This is a genomic window from Dysgonomonas sp. HGC4, assembly GCF_001261715.1.
Taxonomy (GTDB): domain Bacteria; phylum Bacteroidota; class Bacteroidia; order Bacteroidales; family Dysgonomonadaceae; genus Dysgonomonas_A.
This window is the reverse complement of the sequence record NZ_CVRU01000114.1, coordinates 1-26041: the sequence shown is the minus strand read 5'-3', so window position 1 is coordinate 26041 and position 26041 is coordinate 1. Positions and strand designations below refer to the sequence as shown.

Here is a 26041-nt window from a genome sequence, read left to right as displayed (position 1 = left end):
TAATAAGCATTCTTTGTAGCTGTTCAATGTCTCATTTTTTAGGAAAATCAATCAAAAAAATGCTTGTGAAAAATAATAGTAAACTATTTAACTTCCCCAGTTTAAATTGGTTTAACATTGGCTTTGTTATAGTTGACATGTAATAACAGATAACACTATTGCAATGAAGGATCTTTCAACTTTTATTGCTGTAAATGTTTACTATTCAAGAAAGAAACGATAATAATTTATATATAGTAATATGTCTTCCTTTATTCTCAATTGCAGAGCGTATACTAAAGGTACGCATTGTGAAGAAAGTCTTTATGTTCATATAATTTACCAATGGAAATTGGTTGCTGTTATAATGGCATATTGTTTTTATCCGGATAAATGGGATAGGTATAAATGTAGCACTACTGATACGGCTAATTCGTTTTGGCTTAGATGTCTTCCTGAAATTAAAGCAAAATCCAATTAGAGAGAGTATTAGACTCGGTCTATTCAATGCGGGATTGAGTTAATACTCAAATAATAGTTTTGCTAAGTAATTTGAGGACGAAATCTAACCTATTTTTTATAAGATGATTAAATATAATAACTGTGTGGACTTTAATAGTTTGTGTGTATTAACACTAGATTATGAATCAAAAACTGAATGAAAATCTGGTGGGTGCAATTAAAGGTGCACTTCCGGAAAGAACGAATGTCGCTCTGTATTTGATGGATTTACTATCATTGGGAAAAGAAGCCGTTTATCGTCGTTTAAGAGGTTCTGTGTCTTTTAGTATAGAAGAGTCAGCGCTGATATCCAGGGATCTAAGCATCTCGTTGGATCATATTATAGGGATGAGAAGTAAAAATAAAGCAATTTTTAATCTTAATCTTATTGAAACTGCCAATATGATGGACGATTATTGTGCGTCTATAGATATCTATACACAGGCTTTCAGAAAAATTAAGTTGTATTCTGATTCGCAGTATCAATCGGCATGCGGTTCTATTCCTTGGTCTCTTTATATTCAGTACGATTTGATTTCAAAATTTCACCTCTACAAATGGGCATATCAGATGAGAGGCTACGAAAGTATGTTGAAGTTCTCTCAATTTGCTGTTCCTCAGAGTGTTTTAGATGCTCATCAGGAGTTTGTAAATGAAAGGAGCTGTTTACCTAAAGGATTCTTTGTGTTATCCAGAGACATGTTTGTCTCCTTTGCGAAAGATATAGCACTCTTTTCGAGGCTCAATCTTCTTGCAAAAATAGAAACTCAGCAAATAAAAGAAGAGCTTATGAATCTTCTTGATGAATTAGAATCAATTACAGCTTCAGGAGGAGGCAAGCAAGGTAGCGAAATTTCCTTTTATCTATCCAATATCAATTTTGAGTCATCTTGCACTTACTTAGAGTACCGCGATGTTGAGTTATCTATTTTTCATATTTTCTCTTTAGTTTCAATTAACTCTGATAAATCTCAGATTTGCAAGGCTCATAAAGAATGGATAAACTCTCTCAAAAGATCATCAACTTTGATTTCCAGAAGTGGCGATGTGCATAGGGCTGAGTATTTTAACGAACAGCGAGAGTTGTTAAATACGATTTTATGATTCGTATAATGATTCACTAGACCTATTTCTCCGAATTTTATCATCAAAATAGCTTACTATATTTTTTGAAATATAATGTATGAGGGAATAATGTTTCTTTCGGAGAAATTTATTCCTCTTTTCGAGACATATCAAACTATGAATGTTGAAAATAGAACATTCAATTCTTAAAATTCCACAAAATGAGAGATTTTCATTAGTTAACTTCGTATATCTTTGTGCATGTAGAATAAAAGGGGAAATAAAAGAAGAAAAATGACTTTAAATGTTTTTTGAGGCTAGTTGGTCTATCAACAGTTATCAAAGAATATTGTGTATGAAGTTGTACCCTCTCTTTTCATATCTGAAAACATGAATCAGAAATTCAGCGAAAATTTAGTAAGTGCAATTAAAGATGTGCTTCCTGACAAAACGAATGTAGCTATTTATCTGATGGACTTATTATCATTGGGTAAGGAAGCTGTTTACCGTCGTTTAAGAGGTGCAGTATCTTTTGATATTGAAGAGTCTGCACTAATCTCAAAAGATCTAAATATTTCATTAGATCATATTATTGGAATGAAAAGTAAGGATAAGGCTGTTTTTAGTCTTAATCTTATTCAAAGGCCTGATATACAGGAAGACTATTGTCGGTTTGTTGATAATTATATACATGCTTTTCATCGACTGAAACCGTATTCTAACTCCAAATCCTATTCAGCATATAATGTTATCCCATTTTCCTTCTATACTCCGTATGATCTAATTTCTAAGTTTTATTGGTATAAATGGCTGTACCAGATGCAGGGATTTGAAAATACCCTGAAATTCTCAGAATTCACTCTCCCTCAAAAAATATCGGATGTCCACAAAAGATTTACTGAAGAAAGTCGTTTTGTAGAAAACTCATCTTTTGTTCTCTCACGAGATATGTTTATCTCATTAGCTAAAGATGTTGACTTTTTTTTGAGGTTAAATTTACTTACCAAAGAAGAGGTACAGCAGATAAAGAGCGAGTTACTTGATCTTCTGACTAATTTGGAATCAATAGCTGCCTCAGGTGTCTGGAATGGAGGAAAAGAAATCTCTTTTTATCTGTCTAATCTTAACTTCGAATCGTCTTATACCTATTTAGAATGTAGCGATTTTGAGTTATCTATTTTGCGTGTTTTTTCTTTTGGGTCAATTCATTCTTTTAAAAATCAGGTGTGTGAGGTACACAAAGACTGGTTAAATTCCTTGAGACGTTCTTCCACCTTAATCTCCCAGAGCGGCGATGTCCACAGGGCAGAGTACTTTAATGAGCAAAAAATCTTGCTTGACGCCATTTTATAAATAATGGTTTCCGATCAAATTATTCCTTTGTTCGAATACTGAATTTACTACTAAAATACTCTTGAAATTGTTTGTATTCACCTATATCTTTTAATTGTCATTTTTTCTTCATAATGCTTTTCAATATATGTTTTGCACTATGCTTTTGGTGAGAATGGAGTTTTATTAGATTATTATTCCTCTTTTCGAGACAAAAGGATGTTTTATCGTCGAAAATAGAACATGTTTAAGAGTTTTGTTCCCTGCTTTGATTCGTTTTTATCAATAAACTCCCTATACTTTTGCAGTAAGACATCATAATATCATATACAATTTAGTCGAATTTTTCTCGAGAAAGGTTCTTCTATTCTCAATCTAGGCTTTTAGTCTTGGTTTAGATTTACTGTCCTTATTAGAAAAAAGAGTAGTGTAGTTTTTCTTTGACTATTGGGGACGAAATAGATAACAGCTAAAGTGTAAATGTAAGTTTATGAGATGATTATCTGTCACTTCTTAAGTGATGAGTAGAGGGGAAATTATACAATAAACCACATGTAAAAGACTAACAGTTAAATAACTAATTAAAAACGACCAAAAATATTATTTGTAAGATAAAAAAAATAACACATTACTGAAACGTAATAACTACCTCATGTTGGAACGAAATTTCTGGCATGCAGATGCAATGTTCAATATGATTTATTGAACACTTAACAGACAACAGTTATCAAATATTTAAAATCGTTTAATAATGAGCAAATTATTATATAAAGACGAACACCTTGCGTGCTATAATTATCAAAAAGATGATAAAGCACCAATAGAAGGTTTAAAGATTAATGCAACGCATTCTATTGAAAATATAGTTGAAGAAAGTGAAATTATATTCGTAATCGAAGGGCGTTTTAGCATATCTTATGGCGAAATTTCTGATAGAAGAGTTAATTCAGGTCAGATGTTTGTGCTTAGACAAGGCTATCAATATAAAATTGATGCAGAAGCAGATACTTTTATAATGATCTTTCGGATTAATTCTCAAGTGAATTTTTGTGATCGATTCTCCATACAGCAGCTATACCAGAAAGAATTTAAAATAGAAGATGAATTTAACCCATTGATTATTAATAATAGACTGAGTGATTTTTTGTCTCGAGCTTATGCTAATATCTCGGATGGTTTACTGTGTACTCATTTCTTGGATCTCAAAAGGCAAGAACTATTCTTCTTACTAAGAGCTTATTATTCGAAAGAAGATCTTGCTCGTATGTTTCATCCATTGTTAAATAATGATCAGGTTTTCTCTAATTTTATTTATGATAATCATTATAAAGTTAAGAATATCCAGCAGTTAGTTGCCCTTTCGAGTTACAGTGTATCTGCTTTTAATAAGCGATTTAAGAAGAGTTTTGGAATCTCTCCCTATAAGTGGATGAAAGATCAGAGAGCAAAACGTATATTCCATGAAATCAATAATTATACAAAGAATTTTAAAGTTATAAGTGAAGAGTATGGTTTCTCTTCTCTCTCTCAATTTAATGATTTTTGCAAAGTACACTTTGGCCTTACACCAGGAGAGATAAGGAAGAAAAGTTAGTGTGAATTTTCCTATTTAGATGATGCTTTCAGTTTTAGTTTAAATGATCTTTTTTTGTAAGTGTCTGTTTATGTAGTGTATATATGCTTTTGGTGAGTGCTTCTTGATGTAAATAAAGCCTGCTTTTTTAGAGAAAAATTACTCTTTTGTTTATAAATGTCAAAATTGTGAATTAAACGAGCGGAAATTATAAAAGGTGTTAGTCTTATTCGGGCTAAGTTTGTATCGGTTTATTTTTTTAGAAGTTCTCCTCTATTCATCGCTAACGAAGTGATAGGATTTAATAACATTGATTTGAAGTAAATTTCACAGCTATGGTTAGTTCATTAGTATATACACTTTCTTTATGGGATTCTTCATCGGATTTAGGATCCATTGAGATCTACGAAAGTTCGTTAATCGAACGAAATGGGCGTATGCACATTAACCTCGACTTTGGCATAAAATGCTTATCTGTGGGAGCTAATCAGTCTTTAACGTTTACACCTGTATTGATGAAAGGTTCTCATCATCAAGAGCTTCCATCTATTGTGATTTCAGGAAAGGAACGATTCAGGGCTTATCGTAAATGGAAAATGTGTCCATGGATATTATCATTTAAAAGTGATTATAACATTTATAAAGTAATTGAGGCGAAAAATGGAGAATGTATGTCTTTCTCTTATACACTAAAAACACCCATAGAAGGATGGATGACTGGTGCCTCAATAGGATTTTATGATAATGCAACAGGTAGATTACAAACACAATAGGATACATGTAATCAATTGTATCACATTCAAATTATTTATAATTTAAAGTTTTTTAAAATGAAGAAATCTTTTCTAAGCCTATTTATAATAGGAGCCTTATTCTCATCTTGTAGTAACGACGATAGTCCGATTGATTCTCCAGAAAATGTGGGTGAATTAACGACAAAATTGTCTTTTGAAGAAGCTGGAGGGAATAGTGTAAGAGCAGCATTGTCGACAGCAATTCCAATCACGAACTGGAACAATATTAAACAAGTACAAATGTTTTTGTATGATGCAACAGGTAAAGTAGCTTATTCACAAACAATTACTCCTACAGCTTCTAATCTTAATTTTACTTGGACTAATATTCCAATAGGTACAAATTATAATTTGGCTATAGTTGCAAATGCAAAAAGTAGTTCAGATAATATTTATACATCTCTAGATGGAGGTGCGAATGGTGTAGAGTGGGGAAATTATAATGTGAAAAGTAAGAATATAAATTCTCAAATTTGGATGGGGTTAAAACCTTTGGCTACATTTCCTACAGCATATGATGCAAAGAAAGAAACCAATGACAAGCCATATGCCGAAGCTTCTGAAATTTTCACAGCATACGCATCTAATGTAACAATTGCACAAGGTGTAACTACTGATCTTTCGGGTTCTCCTTTGCAATTGAAAAGAGATGTTTCGTTGCTACGTATAAGAGTAGATAGATCGGATGCTAAGCTTGCGGGTGTAAATTTTGCTCATGCAAATACATCAATACTTATTCACCGTCAACCAGTTGGGTTAGGGCTTAAATTGGGTTCATTTGCAGGAGGTATCTATGCAACAGCTTCAAATCCCGATCATATAATGGTTGCAGCTAGCGGAGCTTCTACTTTTAAAACAACAGATCCAACAACTACAACGCATAATCCTACAAAAATTATTGATAGTAATTTTTCTTTGTGGAGAGATATTGTAGTATTTCCTAATGCTACAATGGCAGAAGTTGCAGCAGGTAAATTACCAAGTGGTTTAGCTGATAATGACAGAAAATATTTTATCATGATTTCGGCTAGAACTCCTGATAATATCTCGGTAGCAAATCCTTATAAATTAGAAGACGGAACGATTTTAACTGCAGCAGCAGATTTATTCTGGTGGGCAACTGTTAATGAAGTGTTCTTATCTAATAACATACGTGAAGTAAATATTACAATAAAATCGAGTGGAAGTATTACTCCTCCGGTTAATCCAACAGAAGAAGGTGGTTTGAAAATAACAGTTAGCGCACCTCTACCTTGGAATTCAGAAATTCAAAGCACAAACACAGAAGTGTAAATATCAATAATTTCTTTTAGTTCAGTTCATAACCCTGTGCAATGTCAGGAAGAATATTTCCTGACATTGTTAAGTGGTTCATTTTGAGCTAACCGTTATCTTTATAAAGTAAGAACTAATGACCAATATACATAAATATACCGGAAGTTTCTATATTATTATTTTGCTTACATCTCTATGTTTACTTTCGTCATGTACGTATGATTACTTCGAGGATGAAACAAACTATGTGGTATATGTACCCAAAGCAGATGTCAATAAAAGAACGGAGACATACAAGGTCGATGATGTTAGAATCTTTATTTATAATACAGATCTAGAAAAAGACCGTTATTCTCTGCATCCTTTTGAAGATAATGCGAGGACAACAGTTGGAAATTTTAATTTTAAACTTTTACCGGGATTACATCCTGTTCATTGTTTTTCAAATATTAATGGTGTCGATTTCTCCGATATACAATCTTACACAACTGCAAAATTTGCATTGCAGAAGCTCGAAGATGGTTATTATAAAGAGCCTCCAGTAATTCTTTCTGATTACACGAGTCCCCTTATCCGATTTCCGGGACCACTTGTAACAGATACAGCATGGTTTGAGCACAAATATGTAGGTCGTATCTGTGTTGCAATTAAAAACCTTCAAAATGTTGACCCAAAACTCACTTTTGATAATATTAAAAAAATTGAAGTTTTAGCTTCAGGTGTTGGAACAGTCCAATATTTGTCTAACATTTCAGACTCAATCAACACACGTTCATCTCGTAAAGCAGCAGATGATGTGATGAGATTGACTACTACTCTATATCAGAATCCTTTTCAGGATTTTGACCTTGGATTTGAAAATTATTATTTACCATCTCCGGATCTCTCTTCCGAAGGAAATTCATTAGAGCCAATTGCTCTTCAAATAAATTTTCTGGATGCTAATAACAATATAATAAAAACTCTTAATGTAGATGTAGTTGATTCTAATTATGAGCCGATTATACTACATATGGCTGAAACTGTTGTGGTAACAATAGATGGAAATAATATACAAATACTTCGATTGAGCGATCCTCTTGATTGGAATCCTAACATCGAAACAGGGGAAGATAATACACCCAACGGTGGAGGTACAGAAGTATAACCAGAATTTGAATATCAATAAATATAATTAATCAGATGAAACGCTTTCTACAACACATATTAGCTTGTCTAGCACTATGTTTATTTTATTGTCCGTCGTCTCAGGCACAAGCATTAAAAACAAACATCCCTTTGATATTAACAGGAACTCCCAATATTGGAGTAGAATGGTCTCTAGGTAAACAGCTTACTCTTAATGGAGATGTTTTATGGGCACCTTACCTTTTTAAGAAGGATGAAGAAGTTTTCAGAACTCTTATCGGAAGTGTTGATGTGAGATATTACATTAATCCTAAATATTATTATACCAACGACTTGTGGGATGGTTTCTATGTAGGACCTTATGCGATGTACGGTAATTTTAATATTGGACTGAAGAATAGCGACGAAGAGAAAACCAGTTATAGACGAAAAGGTTGGGGCGTTTCTGCAGGTCTTTCAACCGGATATAAATTTTATTTATCGAGTCGTTTTAGATTGGAGGTTAATCTGGGATTAGGGTATGCCCATATGCAATATGACAAACACGAATTAGGAGGGGAGTTTGCCCACTATCCATTAGAAAGAAAGAAGACAAAAGCTTACGTCGGACCTACAAAATTTGGAGTTCATCTAGTTTATAACATATTCAGATAATATCAAAAATAATGATAAATAGAAAAATGAAAATCGGTTTTCTGGCTTTGTCTCTCTTGGCTGTAATGTCGCTGCATGCAAATCCCAAAGATAAACAACAAAATAAGCAGGACAATAAAGCTCGAAAAACGGAGATAAAGGCTGACCGAAAATTTGTCAAGCAAGAGTTTGAAGGGGCAATGAAGCTCTATGAATCAGCTCTTACTAAAAAAGCAAGTGATGATTATACTGCATTGCTCCATCTGAAAACAGCACGATTGTATCTGAGTTTACTTAACTATACAGCTTCTATACCTCACTATGAGAAAGCGATGTTGTTGAATGAAGATTTATTTGCAGCTACCGATATATGTAACTATTTGGATGCTCTTAGATATTCGGGAGCAAAAATAGAAGCTATTAAAATTGCCCGTAACTATGCATATCGCGATGTTTATAAGAAAGATCAGCGTTATCTGAATATTGTGCATGCCTTAGATTATGAAGAGGGGTTTATGCCTGTTGGTGTTCCCGAATTCATTGTAAAAAGATTAGATAGAGGTAATACTCCATTCTCCGAGTTCTGGATAGGGAAAATGGAAAACGAGTATTTCTATGCTACCAGTAATAGTAAGTTTCATGATCCTAACAAGAAGTTCTATCATAGAACAAAATACTACTCTTTAGATGAGAATTCTGAATACTCGATGAATGCTTCTGTTGGAAAGAAGAAAGCTAAACCATTGTTGCACATGGTTCCTATCGATTTGCAAAATGGACCTCTTTCTTTTTCGGAAGATATGAACAGGATGATTGTAACATCGGTATCTTATGACAAAGGTGAGCAAATTGATATTTCATCAAGAGGTATTAATGCTTTTAAAACCAAGTTATATTACTCTAATTATAATAAGAAACGTAATGGTTGGTCGTCTTTTGATCTAGCCTTTCCTCAAAAGAAAGAAGCTTCTTATGCACATCCATTTCTTTTTGATAATGACAGGTTTCTACTTTTCTCTTCTGATATGCCTGGAGGATATGGAGGTTATGACATTTATATAGCTGAATGGAATGACGAACTTCAAAGATGGGGAGATCCTATAAACCTTGGAGCACAGGTGAATACAGAGGGAGATGAAATATCTCCTACCATTTATGATGATCTGTTGATTTTTGCTTCTAACGGACATGTTGGTTTTGGTGGATATGATATCTATGGTATTATTTATGAAAGAGGAATAATTGCCAAAGGAAGCCTAGTTCATTTTGATTATCCTATTAATACTGTACTGAATGATTTTAGTATGCTTAAGATTGATAGTAACAGAGGCTATATAGTCTCAGATCGATTATTGCAGCATCAGGATGATATATTCTATTTTTACCGTAATAATATGCATCAAAATAGTAACTTAATCTACGGAATGTCAGAAGCTAATGCTATTTCTACTGGAGCTATAAATCTAATAAAGAATGGTGGAGATTTTAATGCTCCTAGACACGAAGAACTACCTAAATTTCCAATATATACAGAGTCAATGCTAAGTGTGTATTTCGATTTCGATAATTCGGAATTAAACTATGCAGCCATTGATGCACTACAAAATTTTCTTACAAATACCGATTTCAGCAGAATTGAATCTTTAATTATTGATGGGTATGCCGACGAAATGGGAGGAGAAGGTTATAACTTTTTGCTATCTGAAAAAAGAGCAAAATCTGTTTATAGCTGGTTGATGAGCCAAGGGATACGAGTGAAAGCTAAAATTGCAGGTAAAGGTCAGATTTTCCTTACAAAGAAAGATTTGGAAGACGAAGGACAAGATAAGTTACCCTCCTTTTATAGTAGAGAATCTCAATATAATAATGGTACAACTTCGGTTTGGGAACAGAAAATATGGATGAACCGTAAAGCCAGACGTGTTGAAATAAAAGCAATAATAAAATAACAAATGAATATAATTATGAAGTGCAGAAAAAAGATATATGGCAGCCTGCTTGCTTGTGCCTTATTGATTGGATTTCCGGTAAACACACTTAAAGCTCAGTATATGCCTGTTGTATTCGACAGAACATATGGCGAAAATATAGATTACCAACATTTATGTCCTACTGCTGATGGTGAAGCTGTTTTGGTGGGTACTGACAATAATAAAACAACGGTAACTTGGGTGAAGAGAGAAGGTGATACTCGTTTTTCACGTTCGTTGCCTACGGGGTTTCTTTCGGTTAATAATGTGTATTATGCCGGAAACAATAAAGTGTTGATTATTGGTCAATCAAATGTTAATGCAAAAGGTAAAAGATCTGCTCAGATTTCGGGTCGTGCCCTAATTATAGATAATAAAGGAGATATTTCGACAGATGTTTATCTGGGAAATGAAGGTAGTGAATTATTCTGCGGTAAAATTCTCAAAGACGGAAGCCTTATTTTGGGAGGTTACGAACCTTCTCCATTAGGTGTAAGAGCCGGAATGGTTGGAAAAATAGATGCTACGGGTAAAAATACAGTATATAAGTATGTTGCAAGTGAAAGTGGAACTTGCGTTGCTTTTGATGTGTTAGGCAGTTCTACTGAATTTGTGTATGCCGCTTTTACTTCAGAAGATGGAGCAGGTGCATCGGTTACTCGTCTTGATAGTAATGGAAAACCTGTATTTGTAACTCCTCTTCCTGAAGCAGGTTTTCATATCAATAAAATGATAATAGCTCAGGACGGACATGTGTTCTTAGTAGGTAACAGCAACTCAAGCGGAGGTAGAGTCCTTAAAATAAGAACCGAAGGAGATGTTGTATTCAATAAGGAAATTGTACCTGCATCACCACTAACCTCTCTTGAGCATTTATATGTAGCCAATAACGGAAACATTCTTGTTGGAGGTAATGGTAGCGACAAGAGCTATTACTCTTTATTACGTAATGATGGAACAGATTTACAAAAGTATGTAATGAAGGAAAGCATTTCGGGTATGGGTATAGACGCAATATCGGGCGAATCGGTAATCGTAGGTTTTGATAATGACAGAGCACGAGGTACAATTATTGGACTTGCTAAAGACGGACGTCAAATATATCAGAAATCAACCGACGGTAATTTCAATAAAACCCAATTAAGTCCTAACGGAATCTTTTTGGCAAGTACATCTTCGGGTCGTATTTGTATGGTTTCTAATATGGGTGACTTATTATTCGATCGTTATGCTGTTGAAGATTCAAAGAAATCATTCAATGAAATTAATTTCACATCAAATGGTGATGTTCTCCTAAAAGACATGAATAATCGTCTTGTAAAATTGGGTCATGGTGTGTATGTGTCAGATGTTAAAATAAATAAACCTGTAAATGGTTATACAACAGCATTGTTTACAGTAACTCTTACAGGGTATTCAACAACAGATCAAGGAGTTCCTGTTCCTGTTACAGTAGAGTATGCTACAAAAGAGGGTACAGCCACCGAAGCAAATAACTATTCTCCGATAAAAGGTAGTTTATCTTTCGTCCCTTCTAACGATGGAGCAGCTAAGTACATGATTAAGCAAGATGTAGAAGTTCCTATCAAAGCTAATAATTTGGTAGAAGGACGTAAATTGTTCGAAATGTATCTTGCTAATATAAGTAAAAGTTACTTAGTAAAACCTAAAGGAACTGCTACTATTGAAGATCAAGAAGTGATAGTGAAATTGGTTAATACAAGAGATGGTCTAGAAGACGAAAGAGATATAATTTATGAATTGGGAATCTTCAAAACAAATGGAGAGTCTCTGGTAAATGCAACAGGATCTGATATTGTAATAGACGGTAGCTATGGAAAAGGAACGGCAGATGCTCTTGACTTCGATATGGGTATAACTCCTCGTTTGACCATTGTTAATGGATCGAAAACAGGAAAGTTCAATGTGAAAACTTTAAGCGATACACGCTATGAATTGCCTAAAACTGTAATTGTAGACTTCAATAAAGTACATGCAATCAGCGATGCTAATGTTGGCTTCGAAAGTTCATTGTTAAGTTGTTCAGGTACAGTAATAGATCAACCAGCAATGCTTGCTGTAACATCATTGGGTGACCATGGTCGTATGAATAATATTGTATCAGGTTTCTTCCGTATCTCTTTGTTAAGAGCTTCTGATGGTGCATTGCTTACAAATTCAACTGGTGGAGATATAACCATTTCGTCTTCTGTAGCTGCTGAAACAACTGCTAGTGAAGGTAAGGATTTTGTATTCACAAATCTTCATGATTTACGTATCTGGGGCGATGGAAACAGAAGTGCAGTTAACTTAAATGGAATAATTCTTTTTGATAAAGACAAACTGGGAGCTAAAAAACTGGTTGTAGGTTTAGATTCTGTAATAACACCAGCTAATGCTCCTCAAATAAATATTTCATCAGATGGAAAATATGCAGGCTTTACTATTAACGACTAAAAAATTACTCTCTCATCATGTGGTGTCTTATCACATAAATACTAAGGCACCAGTGATGAAAGTGATGACAAAGCGTTCGGATTATCATTGTCCGTTACGTCCTTGATTGGATATCCTTTTTCGAATCGAACTTTAGAATAAGAGAAATAATATGAAAAAAAATATTTTACCCTTGGTTCTATCTTTCAGGCATTGCCAGATTAAAGAATTTAAAATGTTTGCAGGCTCAAAAAAAGGAGCTGTAGAGTTAGAAACATCGGGATTAGATCCGCAAAAAATGTGGGTGGATTATATAGGTGTCAAAGATTCTTACTTCGAACATTCGATGTTGATATTTATTGATGATTCTAAACTCTGTTTCATGCCCGAGAACTATACGTACGAGTATCGATTCGAAAAAGGTGCCCTAAAGGTTTACGATACTCAACATAGCGAATGGATAACATTTGCTTATGGAGATAGAAATAAACTGGTCGTAATGAAAGGGCTCACAAGAGTTGAGAAGTTGTATGGATCTGACAAATTAAGAGTCAAAAACAATGAAGAGACCTTTTCCGGAGCCTTCTCTTATGCTGGAATCTCTTCGATGTCTTTATTGAAGGATAAACAAGCTAAAATTTCGTGGTGTAATGTGCACTATACTTTTCAATAACTAAAAATTATTGCTGTACCTAAAGGTTAAGATTCTAAAAGTCTAAATAAAAAAAGAATTGCAAATCAATTCAGTTTCATGAATAAGATTGAACAAATAATGAGAAAAAGAAACATAAGAAAATATCTGAATGATGTGTTGGTCTCGATGCTGGTTGCAGTCTGCATATGTTCATGCTCTAGCGACAACCTGACTGACGACATAGATAATAAGGAGAAAGACCTGAAGTTTTTGGCAATCTCACTAAATACAACCGATAAGGAGAATGGAGCCGAAAATAATGTTCGCTCTACAGGAACTCCTGTTTATTCAGACGAAAATAAAATATACAGTTTAGAGGTCTTGGCTTTTAAATCTGATGACGGAACACTTGATGGTTATAAATCAGTCCCTCGTGCCGTTGATGCAACCGGCAATGCTAAAGAAATTTATGAAGTAAAAGCTGTAGGAATAACGGCAGGCACAAGGGAGATATATGTTGTTGCCAATGCTCCTGATAATTATTTCAGTGCAAAAGTTTCGAGCCCAGGAGCCTTAAATCTTGCAGATTTTAAGGCTATGACTGTCAATTTATCCGATCAGAACGAATACGCTCATTCCGGCGTGATTGTAAATCCCGAAGATATTCCTATCGGTGGAGTAACACCTTCAAATTTGAGTACTGATCTCATAATGTGTGGATATAAAAAAGTAATCTGTAGCAATCTGCACGAACAACAATATCTGGGTTATACAACAAATAACGGTCGCCCCGAGAATATCTTAGATAATTCAGGTTACGTACTTGATGGAACCGAGCCATATTATGTAGAACGTCTGGCTGCCCGCGTAGCATTTAGGAAAATAACTTTTGATTTGCCTTCTACACTCAATTTAGAGGCGGGTTATCCTACTTCTGTTTATGAATACGCTCTAGATTCTGTTTTTATGTTAAATGCTAAAACAGCATCGTACTTTGTCTCTAGTAATGCAGCTCCATTAACAGGGAACTTTGGACATGGAAACCGAGACGGATATCAGTTTTTCAGAACAGGTTTGACCGATATTTTCTCCTTAAGCACACTCTCGAACTCTCTGGAAGAAGCTATAAATGCGTCAGCCTATGATGCAACGCTTGAAGGTAACCCTATACAACCACCTACAGGTGCAAATCATTCTCCTTTGTGGTTCTATGTTTTCGAAAATTATAAGAGCGTTCAATATCCGACCTATTTTGTTATTGGTGCCAGATTCGATTTTATAAGTACTCGCGACGGCAAAGCTAGAACCGTAAAATGCTATTATCCCATAGTCATTAATTCCAATGGAGTTGCTAGTGGGAATGCTGACCATAATTTTATCAAACGTAACTATCAATATAGTGTAACTGCTGTAATAAAGGGATTGGGTAATTTTTATAACGAAAGCCTTGTTGAAGAGTTAAGATCTGCTTCGGTTAGTGAATCGTCTCGCTCTGTTATAGAAATTAAAGAAACCGTAGGACAAAATCTTTTTCCCTGGATTGGCAATGTTTACAAGTAAAAACGATATAATATGTATATAAAAATAATCGGAAAATATATTAGAAATCGAGAATTCAGAATGCTTCTGTGCCTTCTTACTATCTGTCTAGTATCGTCAGCCTTGTTTCAGTCTTGTGATAAAGCAGATGGAGACTTAGATGATGCAGATAAAACAGACGCAAAACTATCTCTGAATATGAGGTCGGTTCCTGCTGAAATAATGAGCAATACGGCTGTTTATGTTTTTGACCAGTTGGCCAACTACCATCATAAGCAACTAAATTTAGTTCAGTCAGGAGATATTATTTCTACTAATATGGTAGCAAATACATGGGACTTGGTACTCCTTAGTTGTAATACCGATATTTCAAATAAAATACTTTTACCCAACTATGGGCAAGCTATGAGTACTACTCCTATGTGGAAAACTGCATTGAAATCGGGGGGAGAGTTTTTAAATCAAATGCCCGAATTGCGATATGCATCTTTAATACCCGTTGTGATACAGCCTAATATAATAACAGAGAAATCAGCTGTACTTAATAGAAATGTGGCTATGGTGAGAGTAATTCTCAAAGAACATAATGGTTTCGATCAAGTAATTGGTACCCATGAATCAGCTTATGCTGAATTATTGGATGTACCTACGACATTGTTCTGGAATGGAAAACTATCTACCGCTTCTGCTGATATTTCGAGCAAACCTCTAAGGGAATATTTTGTATTTGATGCAACGGGCAAGGTTAATATATTAGAATATATTATTCCTGCAGATATAGATGCTGACTCTTTTAATCCAGCAACAGCAAAAAAACTGAGGCTTAAGGTCAGTATGCCTATCAATAATTTACCTTTTTATGGGAATAGCCCTGTTGAAATCCCCTTTGTACCTAAACCGAATGGAATTATTGAAATCAATCTGACATTCAGAGGTGAGCCCGGTACAAATCTGGATGTGAAAATCACAGCGAAAGACTGGGAACCTTATATTGATCAAACAGAAGAGCTTTGATTGCCAGGCTTATAAAATGGAATAAAATAATAAACAATGAAAACGATATATATAAAATTATCACTGCTATTACTAGCCTTCTGTATGACAGTAGGAGTAAGCGGGCAGTCTATCAGAAATGATGAGGGGAAAGAATTAGCTCGTATGTTGACCGATAATTCTTTTGAGATGGTACATGCTGGTGTTGTCTCTTATAAATTAGAGAATGGAAAATTCATCATGTTGTTTAATAATATTCCACATGAGCTGGGATCGGTAGGGAGCTATGAAAGATCAGATAGTAAAATTCAATATTACAATAAAGAAGGTGATATGATAGGCTACTATGTATTGGGAGAAGGTCGTTTCTATAGAGTGACAGCTAATGTAAGAAGAGTTGTAAAAGAAGAAACTGCTGCTACTATTTTAGATGGCATACTCCTTCGTAATGACGGAGAAGGAGCTACAACAAAATTTACGGTTGATAATAATTTCGATCCGACAGTTATTGGATTTATTCTCTTTTATATAATTGGTTAATCGGATATGGAAACAAAATATAAGATTTTAAGAATTATACTTTTATTTATCACTTTATTAGTGGTCAATGGGGATTTACTCGCACAGTCAGCTCAGACTATTAATCCTAATGGCGGTGCTAGTGCAAGTTTAGATGATGGATTGAAGGTTGTTGTAAATATAAATGGTACTCTTTCAGTATATAGACAAAATCAGACCCAATATTTTTCAGGATATGTTTGGCCTGATGGTGCTGGGAATGGTGTTACATTAAATTTCCGATTTGATAATGGAACTACTTATAATTCTACATCATTAACAATGACTGCTTGTTCAACGACTGCTGCACAACAAGTGGGTAATGATTGGACTACAAGCATATCTGGATATGTAACATCCCCAATAAGTAGTAAGAAATTCTTTGTAACAATGAATTTTAAATATACACACCCAAACAGATATTTCTTGGTTGATTATATTGTAAGAGCCCCTTTTGATCTGCCTGCACCAGAGACTGTTCACCTGTATTTAAGTCATGATGCATATATCTTAGGTTCCGATGGGTCGCGAGGTTATATAACACAGAATACTTCAGGGCACTTTGTTGGAGATTATCGCGATGCCTCAGATTCTAACACTACTTGTTCAGGAAGTAAGAAAAATCCTGTATTCCCATCAACACATGGATTTAAGACATCAGGAACTGGTTTTAGAAGTTATTATTCTGGGCCTTACAGCCCACGTAATACAATTGATGCTTCGACATTAAAGTTGACAAATACGCTTGGTACAACTTGTATTGATGATGGTATTGCCGTTGAGTTTACAATTGGACCTTTAGCTGCCGGTCAGGTAGGAACAAAAGGGGTGATTCATGCTTATGGTAATATTAAAGGTGAATTTGATAATACTCCTGTATCTGATCCGGTACCTCCTACAAATATTTCAACTCCTGTATCAGTCAATTTTGTATCTGCAACAATTTCAGAACCGGAAGGTAATGTTTCGCATCCAGCAAATAATATACAGATAGTTGTAGGTGGTGGACGATTGTATCAAGAGCAGGTGTGTAATTTTTCTGTTGTAAGTGGAGGAACTGCTGTTCAAGGTACTGATTTTACTTATGTAAAAGGTTTTATTATTCCGGCTGGAGATTATTCTACGCCTAAAACGCTAACATTGGATAACTTTACTATTTTAGGTAATACTACTTGTCAGAATAATAGGACTATAAGAATTCAGATCGATTCCGAAGTTTGTAACGATTTGGTACAGAGAGGAACAACTATCCTAACTACTTATACTATTGCAGATGATGATATACCTACTGTAAGTCAGCCATCAAATAAAGTATTCTGTAATAAGGAAACAGTTGCAGCTAATACGTTTGTGTTTACAGGAAGTACCTTGCCTAACACAACTTATACATGGACAAATTCTAATACAGCAATTGGCTTAGCTGCCAGTGGTACAGGTAATATTCCCGCATTTACAGCCACAAATACGGGAACTGCACCTCTAATTGCAACTATTACGGTAACTCCAAATCAAGGAAGTTGCGTTGGAGATCCTAAACAGTTTACTATCACAGTAAATCCTACAGCTACTGTAGGTACAGTTTTGAATAATTTAACTTATTGTGGAGGCTCAAGTTCACCAGCTATAACTTTAACAAGCGCTACTACGGGTACAACTTATGCTTGGACAAATAGTAATACAGCAATTGGCTTAGCTGCCAGTGGTACAGGAAATATTCCAGCGTTTACTGCCACTAATACTACCGCTAATCCTATCACAGCAACTATACGGGTAACCCCTACAGCAAATGGTTGTACAGGGATATATAAGGAATATACTATTACAGTAAATCCTACCCCAACTGTAAGTATAGTTTTAAACAATCTAACTTACTGTAATGCCTCAAGTTCACCAGCTATAACATTAGCGAGTGCCACTACAGGTACAACTTATACATGGACAAACACTAATACAGCAATTGGCTTAGCTGCCAGTGGAACAAGTAATATACCAGCGTTTACTGCCACTAATGCTACCGCTAATCCCATTACAGCAACTATTCGAGTAACACCAACTGCTAATGGTTGTGTTGGAACTTATAAAGAATATACAATTACGGTCAATCCTACGCCTATTGTAAGTAACGTTTTAAATAATCTAACTTACTGTAATACCTCAAGTTCGCCAGCTATAACCTTAGCCAGTGCAACAACGGGTACAACTTATGCATGGACAAACACTAATGCTGCAATTGGTTTAGCTGCCAGTGGTACAGGAAATATTCCAGCGTTTACTGCCACTAATACTACCGCTAATCCTATCACAGCAACTATACGGGTAACCCCTACAGCAAATGGTTGTACAGGGATATATAAGGAATATACTATTACAGTAAATCCTACCCCAACTGTAAGTACAGTTTTAAACAATCTAACTTACTGTAATGCCTCAAGTTCACCAGCTATAACATTAGCGAGTGCCACTACAGGTACAACTTATACATGGACAAACACTAATACAGCAATTGGCTTAGCTGCCAGTGGAACAAGTAATATACCAGCGTTTACTGCCACTAATGCTACCGCTAATCCCATTACAGCAACTATTCGAGTAACACCAACTGCTAATGGTTGTGTTGGAACTTATAAAGAGTATACTATTACGGTCAATCCTACGCCTACTGTAAGTACCGTTTTAAATAATCTAACATACTGTAATACCTCAAGTTCACCAGCTATAACCTTAGCCAGTGCCACAACGGGTACAACTTATGCATGGACAAACACTAATGCTGCAATTGGTTTAGCTGCCAGTGGTACAGGAAATATTCCAGCGTTTACTGCCACTAATACTACCGCTAATCCTATCACAGCAACTATTCGAGTAACACCAACTGCCAATGGTTGTGTTGGAACTTATAAAGAGTATACTATTACGGTACGTCCAGTAGTCGTTGTAGGAACTATAACCGGTAATCCTTATGCTTGTGAGGGAGATGTTCCTCAAATAATCAAAGGAATTGCAACTATTGGAGGCACAGGTACATTTACTTACCAATGGCAGCAAAGTATCAATAATATTACATGGACAAATATAAGTGGTGCAACAGGACTTGACTATACACCCGGAGTTTTAACTCAAAGTACTTATTTTAAAAGAATCTCAATTGATGCTAATTGTGGCTCCTTTGAAAGTAATTCCTTCTTGATTACTAAAGTTGCAGCAGGTGTTAAGTTTACATGGAAATCTACTGCTATTGATAATAACTGGAATAATCCGGCTAACTGGACTAATACGGGTGGTTTAGTTGATGCGGTACCTACTAAATGTAGCGATGTTCATATTCCAAGTGTTTCAAATAAATATCCATCATTGGATGCCCATACAGACCGTACAATCTATGGCGATCCTGTTACCGATAAAATTGTCTTCCATTTTGGTAGCGAACTGTCTTATCCACATAAGCTAACCTATAATAAAGCATTTATTCAATATAACTGGGGATACTACGCCGGAGGTTCTAACGAACAGCCAGGCAGTAACGCAGAAGGTCCTGCAAGTAAAATGATAACCCGAGACAGATGGTACATGCTTGCAGCTCCCTTAAAGAAGATGGCTTCCGGCGACTTTGCTCTAGGCGGTTACCCAATAACCTGGCAGTCATTATATAATGCACCACATCCATCAACCGGAGCACTCGTAGAAGGCGATTTCAGCACACCCTTTTCCTCTAATGATATAGACCTTTCAACAAAAAATAATGCCTTAGCAGTTAAAGTAGCCTGTTATAATTCTAACATAGGTTATAATGATCAACGCCACCTAGAAGGCCTACAAGGTATATTAGAGATTCCCTACTTTGAAAATAGTACAATGGCAGATTATCACCCCGGACATGTTTACAATAAGATCCGCAAAGAAAGCCGTTTCTACTATTTTGACGAAAAGACCCTTCAACAACTATCCTCACCTATCGGCACTCTATCAAGAGGAGATGAAGCATATCGTTTTGTATTTGAAGACGAGAATACAAATAAAGCTCCCAATATTGTAGTTAACGGAGTAACCGTTCCCGGCTATACACATCGTGTAACCTCAGGCACAAGTAACAACAAAACCGTAATGATAGGTAATCCCTTTATGGCAACCATAAATAGTCGTTTGTTTTTTGAAGCAAACAGAACAAAGTTGAAAGAAGATGCAGGCTATTACATGTTGACCCCCACTAATCAAGTATGGTCAAGATACGAATATAAAACAGAAAACAAAGTTCCAGCACTTCAAGCTATTGTTATAACTCTGGCCGAAGGACTAACAAGTGCCGATCTGGTATATCCCCTAGAAGGTACATATGCTTTAACAGAAGTAAGCAATCAAACACGCTCAGTTACAAGTCTCTCTGACGATTCAGGTAACTCACTCTATATTAGAGCTACAGATAGTACTAATAAAACTTCTGATTATGCAATATTAAAAGCAGAAGAAACAACAGCATCTTCGGGAATAAGTAAAATGATTTATCCCTCGAGCCATTCTGTAACAGAAGCCTTTATCGTTTCATCAGACCAGGAATACAATCTGATTGACTTCTATAATGAAAAGAGAACTGAAGTAGGATTAGGTATTAAAAGCTCTAATCAGAAAGATGTTTTAACCCTGGAGTTTGAAAATGTAGAATCCTTTAAATCAGCAACAGGATTCAGTCCCGTGTTAATTGACAAGTATTTAAATATAGAACAAGACCTCTCATCTAATAATGTATATCGATTCAATCAACGTAAAACCGAATCAGAAAGACAATATTCCGATGTAAACCGTTTCTCACTACGCTTATCCTCTGCAACTTCAGGTATTATTGATGAGCCTAACAGTGAGGATCTTATTAGAGTTACTTATTTAACCAGTCAGTTAGAAGTCTCTAGCGAACAAGGATTAAACCAAATTGATGTTTATGATCTGCAAGGACGTCATATGCATACTAGTGGAAAACTAGCCGGAGCTCCTATTAGCTATAGTAAATATCTACCCTTAAACCAGGGAGTATATATTGTAAAGGTTAAAACATCGCTTGGAAATACAGTCGCTAAGAAAATTAATGCGAAGTAATCTGAGTGGAGAAACCTATTAATAAACAAAGTGGATTCTTTTATAGAAGAATCCACTCTCTAAAAACAAATTGATGAAAGTTTTAAAAAATGTATGTATAATCTTACTCATGTTCGGTATGAGCGGATTATTACACGCTCAAACACACCAAGAGGGATTAAATAACCCATTATTAGGCACATGGATATTAGAAGACCTATCTGTTTTTAGAATAGAAGGAAATGATTCAATTCCGGTTCTTAAAAATACCCTTAAGTGGGAACCTTTTGGAGTTTTTGATAACTTGGTATTTCAAGAAGATATATTAACTGTTTCTATGTTTGGATACACTGTAGCAGGTAATTATAATATAAATACGATTGTCGGTAAAGTCGATTTTCATTTTGCTTCCAGTCCTTTTTATCTGGATTATGAGGTTCGTAATAATAAGTTGTATTTGAAGCAACAATTGAGTTATTCACAAGGTGCTTCAGAAGAAGCTGTTTATTGTGTTTTATCCACCTATAAATCACAATGAAATGAGGCAATATAAATCAAATAAAATTTTTAAATTTTTAGTATTAACAATTTTTTGTTGTTTTCCTATTGTTGTTTATGGGCAAGATAGTGCAACAGATGGTCAAGAGTTTTATATCTCTTTTACTCAGAATTATGATTATACTAGTGCATCTACTTCAGTTAAGGCTCAAGTTCGTTATGTGGTAAAAGAGACTTGTTACATTACTGCACAATATGGGGATGGAACTTATTTAGATAATAATATTTTGTATTATCCGGGTGTCTATACAAAAGATGCGGATAAGACTAAATGTTATACAGATATTACAGGTACAACTCCTTTGGAGTCTAACAGACTCATAAAAATAACATCAACCAAGAATATTGGTGTTTTTGCAATTAACTTAGCATCAAATACGACTGATGCAACCACAGTATTACCTTCATCAGCATTAGGTAATGATTATACGATAATTTCTCATGATCTTATTTCTGGAAATTATGTGACGACAATTCAGGTAATATCTAAAGATGATGGTACAACTTTCACTATAAAAGATAAAAATGGAGCAGTTCTTGTCTCAAATAAATCTCTTGCTGCTGGTAAAGTTTATACTTATGGGAGTAAAGCAAATATGACAGGTTATACTGTAGAATCTAACTATAACATTGCAGTTTTATCTGCGGTAGGTTGTGGAGCACAAATTTCATCTGGAGCCTGTGATTATAATGTTGAGCAAATGTGGCCGACTAATACAGCAGGTAAGAACTACTTTTTGTGGAATTTAAGTACTCAGAGCTTTTCTGCTAATACTAAAGATAAAGTCCAGATATTGGCATTAGAGGATAATACAGTGATTACTAAAAAAATTGGTGCAGTCGAAACTTCAATCCCTTTGAATAGGCATGGCACAAATAGCTTTTTATTAGATACTGCAGTGCATATCAATTCTTCTTCTGCACCTGTTAAATTAACAGCTAATAAACCCATTATAGTTGAGCAGTTTCTTGGTTATGCTCCATCCATAAAATGGATAAGCCCGGCTGAGCAAAGTATAACGAAGGCAATAATTTCACCATTTATTCCTTCAGGAAGTAGTGTTATTACTGCGCATCAGTTACATGTTATGATACCCAATGGTACTCAGTCGGATATGGTTATCACCGAAACTCGTTTAGGAGTTCCAGAATCTGTTATACTTAATTATTATACAAATCTATCTGATCCTACTTATGTAATTGGAACAAGAACTTATGGTGCTGTAGATAATGTTTTGATTGAGATGTCTAATCCATCAGGGTTTATTGCTTATATGACAGGATATGGGCAATCGGAATCTTATATTTTCACGGCTGGAGCAGGTGCATTTAATCTTCAAGCCTATTATAAAGTGACTACAAAGACAAGTCCTTATAAAGATACTTATTATTCGGCAACAACTCCGATGACACACACCTTTGAGGAAATAGATGAGATCACAATTAAACGTACGATTGAAAAATCATTCTCAAATATTCATTGGTTGCTAAATGGAGTTCCATATACAGGTGTAACTGAAAATACTGATATAAGTAAGGAATGGAATTTTCCTGCATCCGATTTAACTGTTGGAGAAAATACGCTGACTATGTCGGTTCGATACACGGGAAATAGTGCAGATTCTCTTTATAAAAGTAAAATATGGCTTTCGGGTATTAGCAGTTATCCCGATAATGTTGTAGATCCGACTTGTGTTAAAGAGGCCGATCCTGCAGTATGGGGAATCGAAGAATCTCTTCCTATAAATAAAACCGATTTAATACATAATTATGCACCGTTGACGGTGGGAGATATAGATGGGGATGGAGAGATCGAAATTATTGGTCTTTTGGAAGATACCCGAAGTAGTAATGGTTATGAGAGTAATGGAGTCAAGATCTTTAATTATAAAGATAATGAAGTGAAATTGAAAAAATCATTTAATATCTCTGTCGGAGGTTCTGCTACAGCCAGTTTCGGATCAATGGCTATTGCACGCTATAATAATCAAGGTTATATAGTTTTAGTGGGAGTAGACATGTATTTGTACGCTTATAATCCTAATGGTGACAGGTTGTGGAAATCAGATGTGGTTTGTAGTAAAACTGCTGTTAACATGGTTAATATTGCAGACTTTAATAATGATGGCATTCCTGAGGTATATGTAGATAATAATATATTCTCTCTGGCAAATGGCAAATTATTGTGCTCTGGACAAGCTAATAATACAGGATCAATGACCGTAAATGGGTCTTCTCCTATGGCTATAGATATTGACAATGATGGAAAATTAGAACTATGTGCTGGTACTCAAATCTATAAAGTAAATATAACTAATACTAACGGAACGGCAGGAAATACAATGACCGTTATAGCCGATATGGGATTATTAACCACCGATCTACCTCAATATGCAGCAGCTGATGGAATGACTCAATTGGTGGATATGGATGGAGATGGTATGTTAGAAGTCGTAGTTACCAGTCGTTTAAATAATAGAGTTGTTGTTTATATTTGGAAACCTCAACCCGATAATGGTTCGTATTTAATGGGTAGTTATTTGGTTCCCGCTACAAATGTTTCATATAACAGCATACCAATGATTGGAGATATTGACAATGATGGTTATCCCGAAATTGTATTTATAACCAATGGTAGTAGTTTCTTGATGTATGCGTTAGATTTTAATCCCAGCCTTCCGGTGGGAAATATGTTAAAAGAAAAATGGACTTTGACACATACCGATGGTTCAGGATGTACTGGTATGAGTTTGTTTGACTTTAACTTAGATGGAACAGCCGAAATTGTTTACAGAGATCAAACAACATTGCGTATCATTGATGGTAGTGGATCGACTCCAATAGTGAAAGAAACATTCTCAAATGTTTTATCAGGAACTTTACGTGAATATCCTGTTATTGCAGATTTAGATAAAGATGGACAAGCCGAAATTGTTGTCACAGGATCAGATGGAGGTGCAATCAGTTCAAATGCAGGCTATCTCCGTGTATTCAAATCATCTCAGACACAATGGGCTCCCGCTCGTTCGGTTTGGAATCAATATAATTATAATAGCGTAAATGTAAATGAGAATTTAACCATTCCGGCAGTACAGTTTCCAATCACTACCCGTTTCAAAGGGAAAGATGGAGTAATGGGTACAGCTGATGACATTCGGGTATTCAATAATTTCCGTCAGCAACAAACTTATCTGAATAAAGATGGAGTTGCATTTATGAAGATTCCTAATGCCAAAGTTTTAAATCCGGAGGATATTAGTTTTACTTATCATTCTGATGGAGATTCTCTGGCTGTCAACAATCTGATTGTAACTAATGTGGGTGAAGCTTCATTAAAAGCTCCTCTAAAGATAACGATATATAAAGATGCAGTTTCAACCTCCAGTCGTAAGCATTTTTATGAGTATCCTATTAGTATTGGAGTGGGAGAAGCATATACAATACCTTTGACTATTCCCGATTTTGGTGATTGGTTGCCAGTCAATAAATTGATCGTAAAAGTAAATGATGCCGGATTGGGTGTTAATGATCAGCAAGTATGTGACTCATGTTGTGTAAATAACGAAAGTGATGCATTTGTGAATGTTTCATTCGATAATATTGGATGGGCAGATAGTTATAGAAAATGTGAAGATGGAACGGTTCTTTTTGATGCTTTGACATTACCCGGAGGATCGGTTACCTATAAATGGTTAAAACCGGATGGAACTTTGCTGGCAAGTACCAAAAGTACAAGCCTGTCTCATCTGACTCTAAATAATGCAGGAAAGTATGTATTAACAGCCGATAAAATAAATAATAATTTATCGATTGCTTATACCCTTCCATATTTATCGGTTGCACCTTCTCTGATGTATTGGCGAGAAGATGCGAAAGATAGTAATTGGAATAATCTGAATAATTGGGCAAAATCGTCACTATTAGCAGATACATTAAAAGCAGTGCCTAGTGTTTGTACTACGGTTCATCTACCGGCGTACTCTCTTCACTATCCATCATTGGATGCCCA

Annotated in this window: 16 protein-coding genes; all 16 read left to right on the top strand. The window is 35.2% G+C overall.

What is annotated here, in order from left to right; all coding sequences use genetic code 11:
- Positions 1 to 621 precede the first annotated feature (621 nt).
- Entirely contained in the window at positions 622 to 1584 is a 963-nt protein-coding gene (locus tag HGC4_RS11985) for a hypothetical protein (protein ID WP_050710377.1), read from the top strand.
- A 351-nt stretch (positions 1585 to 1935) separates the two neighbouring features.
- Entirely contained in the window at positions 1936 to 2898 is a 963-nt protein-coding gene (locus HGC4_RS11980; protein ID WP_050710376.1) for a hypothetical protein, read from the top strand.
- 730 nt (positions 2899 to 3628) lie between these two features.
- Complete coding sequence (locus HGC4_RS11975; RefSeq protein WP_050710375.1) at positions 3629 to 4471, top strand: helix-turn-helix transcriptional regulator; 843 nt, start codon at positions 3629 to 3631, stop codon at positions 4469 to 4471.
- 314 nt (positions 4472 to 4785) lie between these two features.
- Positions 4786 to 5223, top strand: a complete 438-nt coding sequence (locus HGC4_RS11970; RefSeq protein ID WP_050710374.1) for a DUF3868 domain-containing protein — start codon at positions 4786 to 4788, stop codon at positions 5221 to 5223.
- A gap of 57 nt (positions 5224 to 5280) precedes the next feature.
- The gene (locus HGC4_RS11965) at positions 5281 to 6537 is read left to right on the top strand and encodes a FimB/Mfa2 family fimbrial subunit (protein WP_050710373.1); all 1257 of its coding nucleotides are present in this window, start codon (positions 5281 to 5283) and stop codon (positions 6535 to 6537) included.
- A gap of 118 nt (positions 6538 to 6655) precedes the next feature.
- The gene (locus tag HGC4_RS11960; protein ID WP_050710372.1) at positions 6656 to 7666 is read left to right on the top strand and encodes a hypothetical protein; all 1011 of its coding nucleotides are present in this window, start codon (positions 6656 to 6658) and stop codon (positions 7664 to 7666) included.
- A 35-nt stretch (positions 7667 to 7701) separates the two neighbouring features.
- Positions 7702 to 8301, top strand: coding sequence for a DUF3575 domain-containing protein (locus tag HGC4_RS11955; RefSeq protein WP_050710371.1), 600 nt, complete (start codon positions 7702 to 7704; stop codon positions 8299 to 8301).
- Positions 8302 to 8312: 11 nt separating this feature from the next.
- Positions 8313 to 10229: an OmpA family protein gene (locus HGC4_RS11950; protein ID WP_050710370.1), complete on the top strand. Its 1917-nt coding sequence runs from the start codon at positions 8313 to 8315 to the stop codon at positions 10227 to 10229.
- Between the two features lie 15 nt (positions 10230 to 10244).
- Complete coding sequence (locus HGC4_RS11945; RefSeq protein WP_050710378.1) at positions 10245 to 12707, top strand: Calx-beta domain-containing protein; 2463 nt, start codon at positions 10245 to 10247, stop codon at positions 12705 to 12707.
- A gap of 151 nt (positions 12708 to 12858) precedes the next feature.
- Positions 12859 to 13359: a hypothetical protein gene (locus HGC4_RS11940; RefSeq protein ID WP_050710369.1), complete on the top strand. Its 501-nt coding sequence runs from the start codon at positions 12859 to 12861 to the stop codon at positions 13357 to 13359.
- 99 nt (positions 13360 to 13458) lie between these two features.
- The gene (locus HGC4_RS11935; protein WP_157258260.1) at positions 13459 to 14880 is read left to right on the top strand and encodes a fimbrial protein; all 1422 of its coding nucleotides are present in this window, start codon (positions 13459 to 13461) and stop codon (positions 14878 to 14880) included.
- A 12-nt stretch (positions 14881 to 14892) separates the two neighbouring features.
- Positions 14893 to 15873 (top strand): hypothetical protein, encoded by a 981-nt coding sequence (locus HGC4_RS11930; protein ID WP_050710367.1) that lies wholly within the window; start codon positions 14893 to 14895, stop codon positions 15871 to 15873.
- Positions 15874 to 15909: 36 nt separating this feature from the next.
- Positions 15910 to 16392, top strand: coding sequence for a hypothetical protein (locus HGC4_RS11925; protein WP_157258258.1), 483 nt, complete (start codon positions 15910 to 15912; stop codon positions 16390 to 16392).
- A 6-nt stretch (positions 16393 to 16398) separates the two neighbouring features.
- The gene (locus HGC4_RS11920) at positions 16399 to 21495 is read left to right on the top strand and encodes a T9SS type A sorting domain-containing protein (RefSeq protein ID WP_050710365.1); all 5097 of its coding nucleotides are present in this window, start codon (positions 16399 to 16401) and stop codon (positions 21493 to 21495) included.
- 118 nt (positions 21496 to 21613) lie between these two features.
- Positions 21614 to 22012 (top strand): hypothetical protein, encoded by a 399-nt coding sequence (locus tag HGC4_RS11915; RefSeq protein WP_185099973.1) that lies wholly within the window; start codon positions 21614 to 21616, stop codon positions 22010 to 22012.
- A gap of 1 nt (position 22013) precedes the next feature.
- Positions 22014 to 26041: FG-GAP-like repeat-containing protein (locus tag HGC4_RS11910; RefSeq protein ID WP_157258256.1), on the top strand; the 4028-nt coding region annotated here is incomplete at its 3' end.

Bases quoted from the DNA above. Each gene is read 5' to 3' on its own strand.
- HGC4_RS11960 (WP_050710372.1), top strand. From the start codon at position 6,656: ATGACCAATATACATAAATATACCGGAAGTTTCTATATTATTATTTTG.
- HGC4_RS11940 (WP_050710369.1), top strand. From the start codon at position 12,859: ATGAAAAAAAATATTTTACCCTTGGTTCTATCTTTCAGGCATTGCCAG.
- HGC4_RS11915 (WP_185099973.1), top strand. From the start codon at position 21,614: ATGAGCGGATTATTACACGCTCAAACACACCAAGAGGGATTAAATAAC.
- HGC4_RS11975 (WP_050710375.1), top strand. From the start codon at position 3,629: ATGAGCAAATTATTATATAAAGACGAACACCTTGCGTGCTATAATTAT.
- HGC4_RS11950 (WP_050710370.1), top strand. From the start codon at position 8,313: ATGATAAATAGAAAAATGAAAATCGGTTTTCTGGCTTTGTCTCTCTTG.
- HGC4_RS11945 (WP_050710378.1), top strand. From the start codon at position 10,245: ATGAAGTGCAGAAAAAAGATATATGGCAGCCTGCTTGCTTGTGCCTTA.
- HGC4_RS11925 (WP_157258258.1), top strand. From the start codon at position 15,910: ATGAAAACGATATATATAAAATTATCACTGCTATTACTAGCCTTCTGT.
- HGC4_RS11935 (WP_157258260.1), top strand. From the start codon at position 13,459: ATGAGAAAAAGAAACATAAGAAAATATCTGAATGATGTGTTGGTCTCG.
- HGC4_RS11980 (WP_050710376.1), top strand. From the start codon at position 1,936: ATGAATCAGAAATTCAGCGAAAATTTAGTAAGTGCAATTAAAGATGTG.
- HGC4_RS11955 (WP_050710371.1), top strand. From the start codon at position 7,702: ATGAAACGCTTTCTACAACACATATTAGCTTGTCTAGCACTATGTTTA.
- HGC4_RS11965 (WP_050710373.1), top strand. From the start codon at position 5,281: ATGAAGAAATCTTTTCTAAGCCTATTTATAATAGGAGCCTTATTCTCA.
- HGC4_RS11920 (WP_050710365.1), top strand. From the start codon at position 16,399: ATGGAAACAAAATATAAGATTTTAAGAATTATACTTTTATTTATCACT.
- HGC4_RS11970 (WP_050710374.1), top strand. From the start codon at position 4,786: ATGGTTAGTTCATTAGTATATACACTTTCTTTATGGGATTCTTCATCG.
- HGC4_RS11930 (WP_050710367.1), top strand. From the start codon at position 14,893: ATGTATATAAAAATAATCGGAAAATATATTAGAAATCGAGAATTCAGA.
- HGC4_RS11985 (WP_050710377.1), top strand. From the start codon at position 622: ATGAATCAAAAACTGAATGAAAATCTGGTGGGTGCAATTAAAGGTGCA.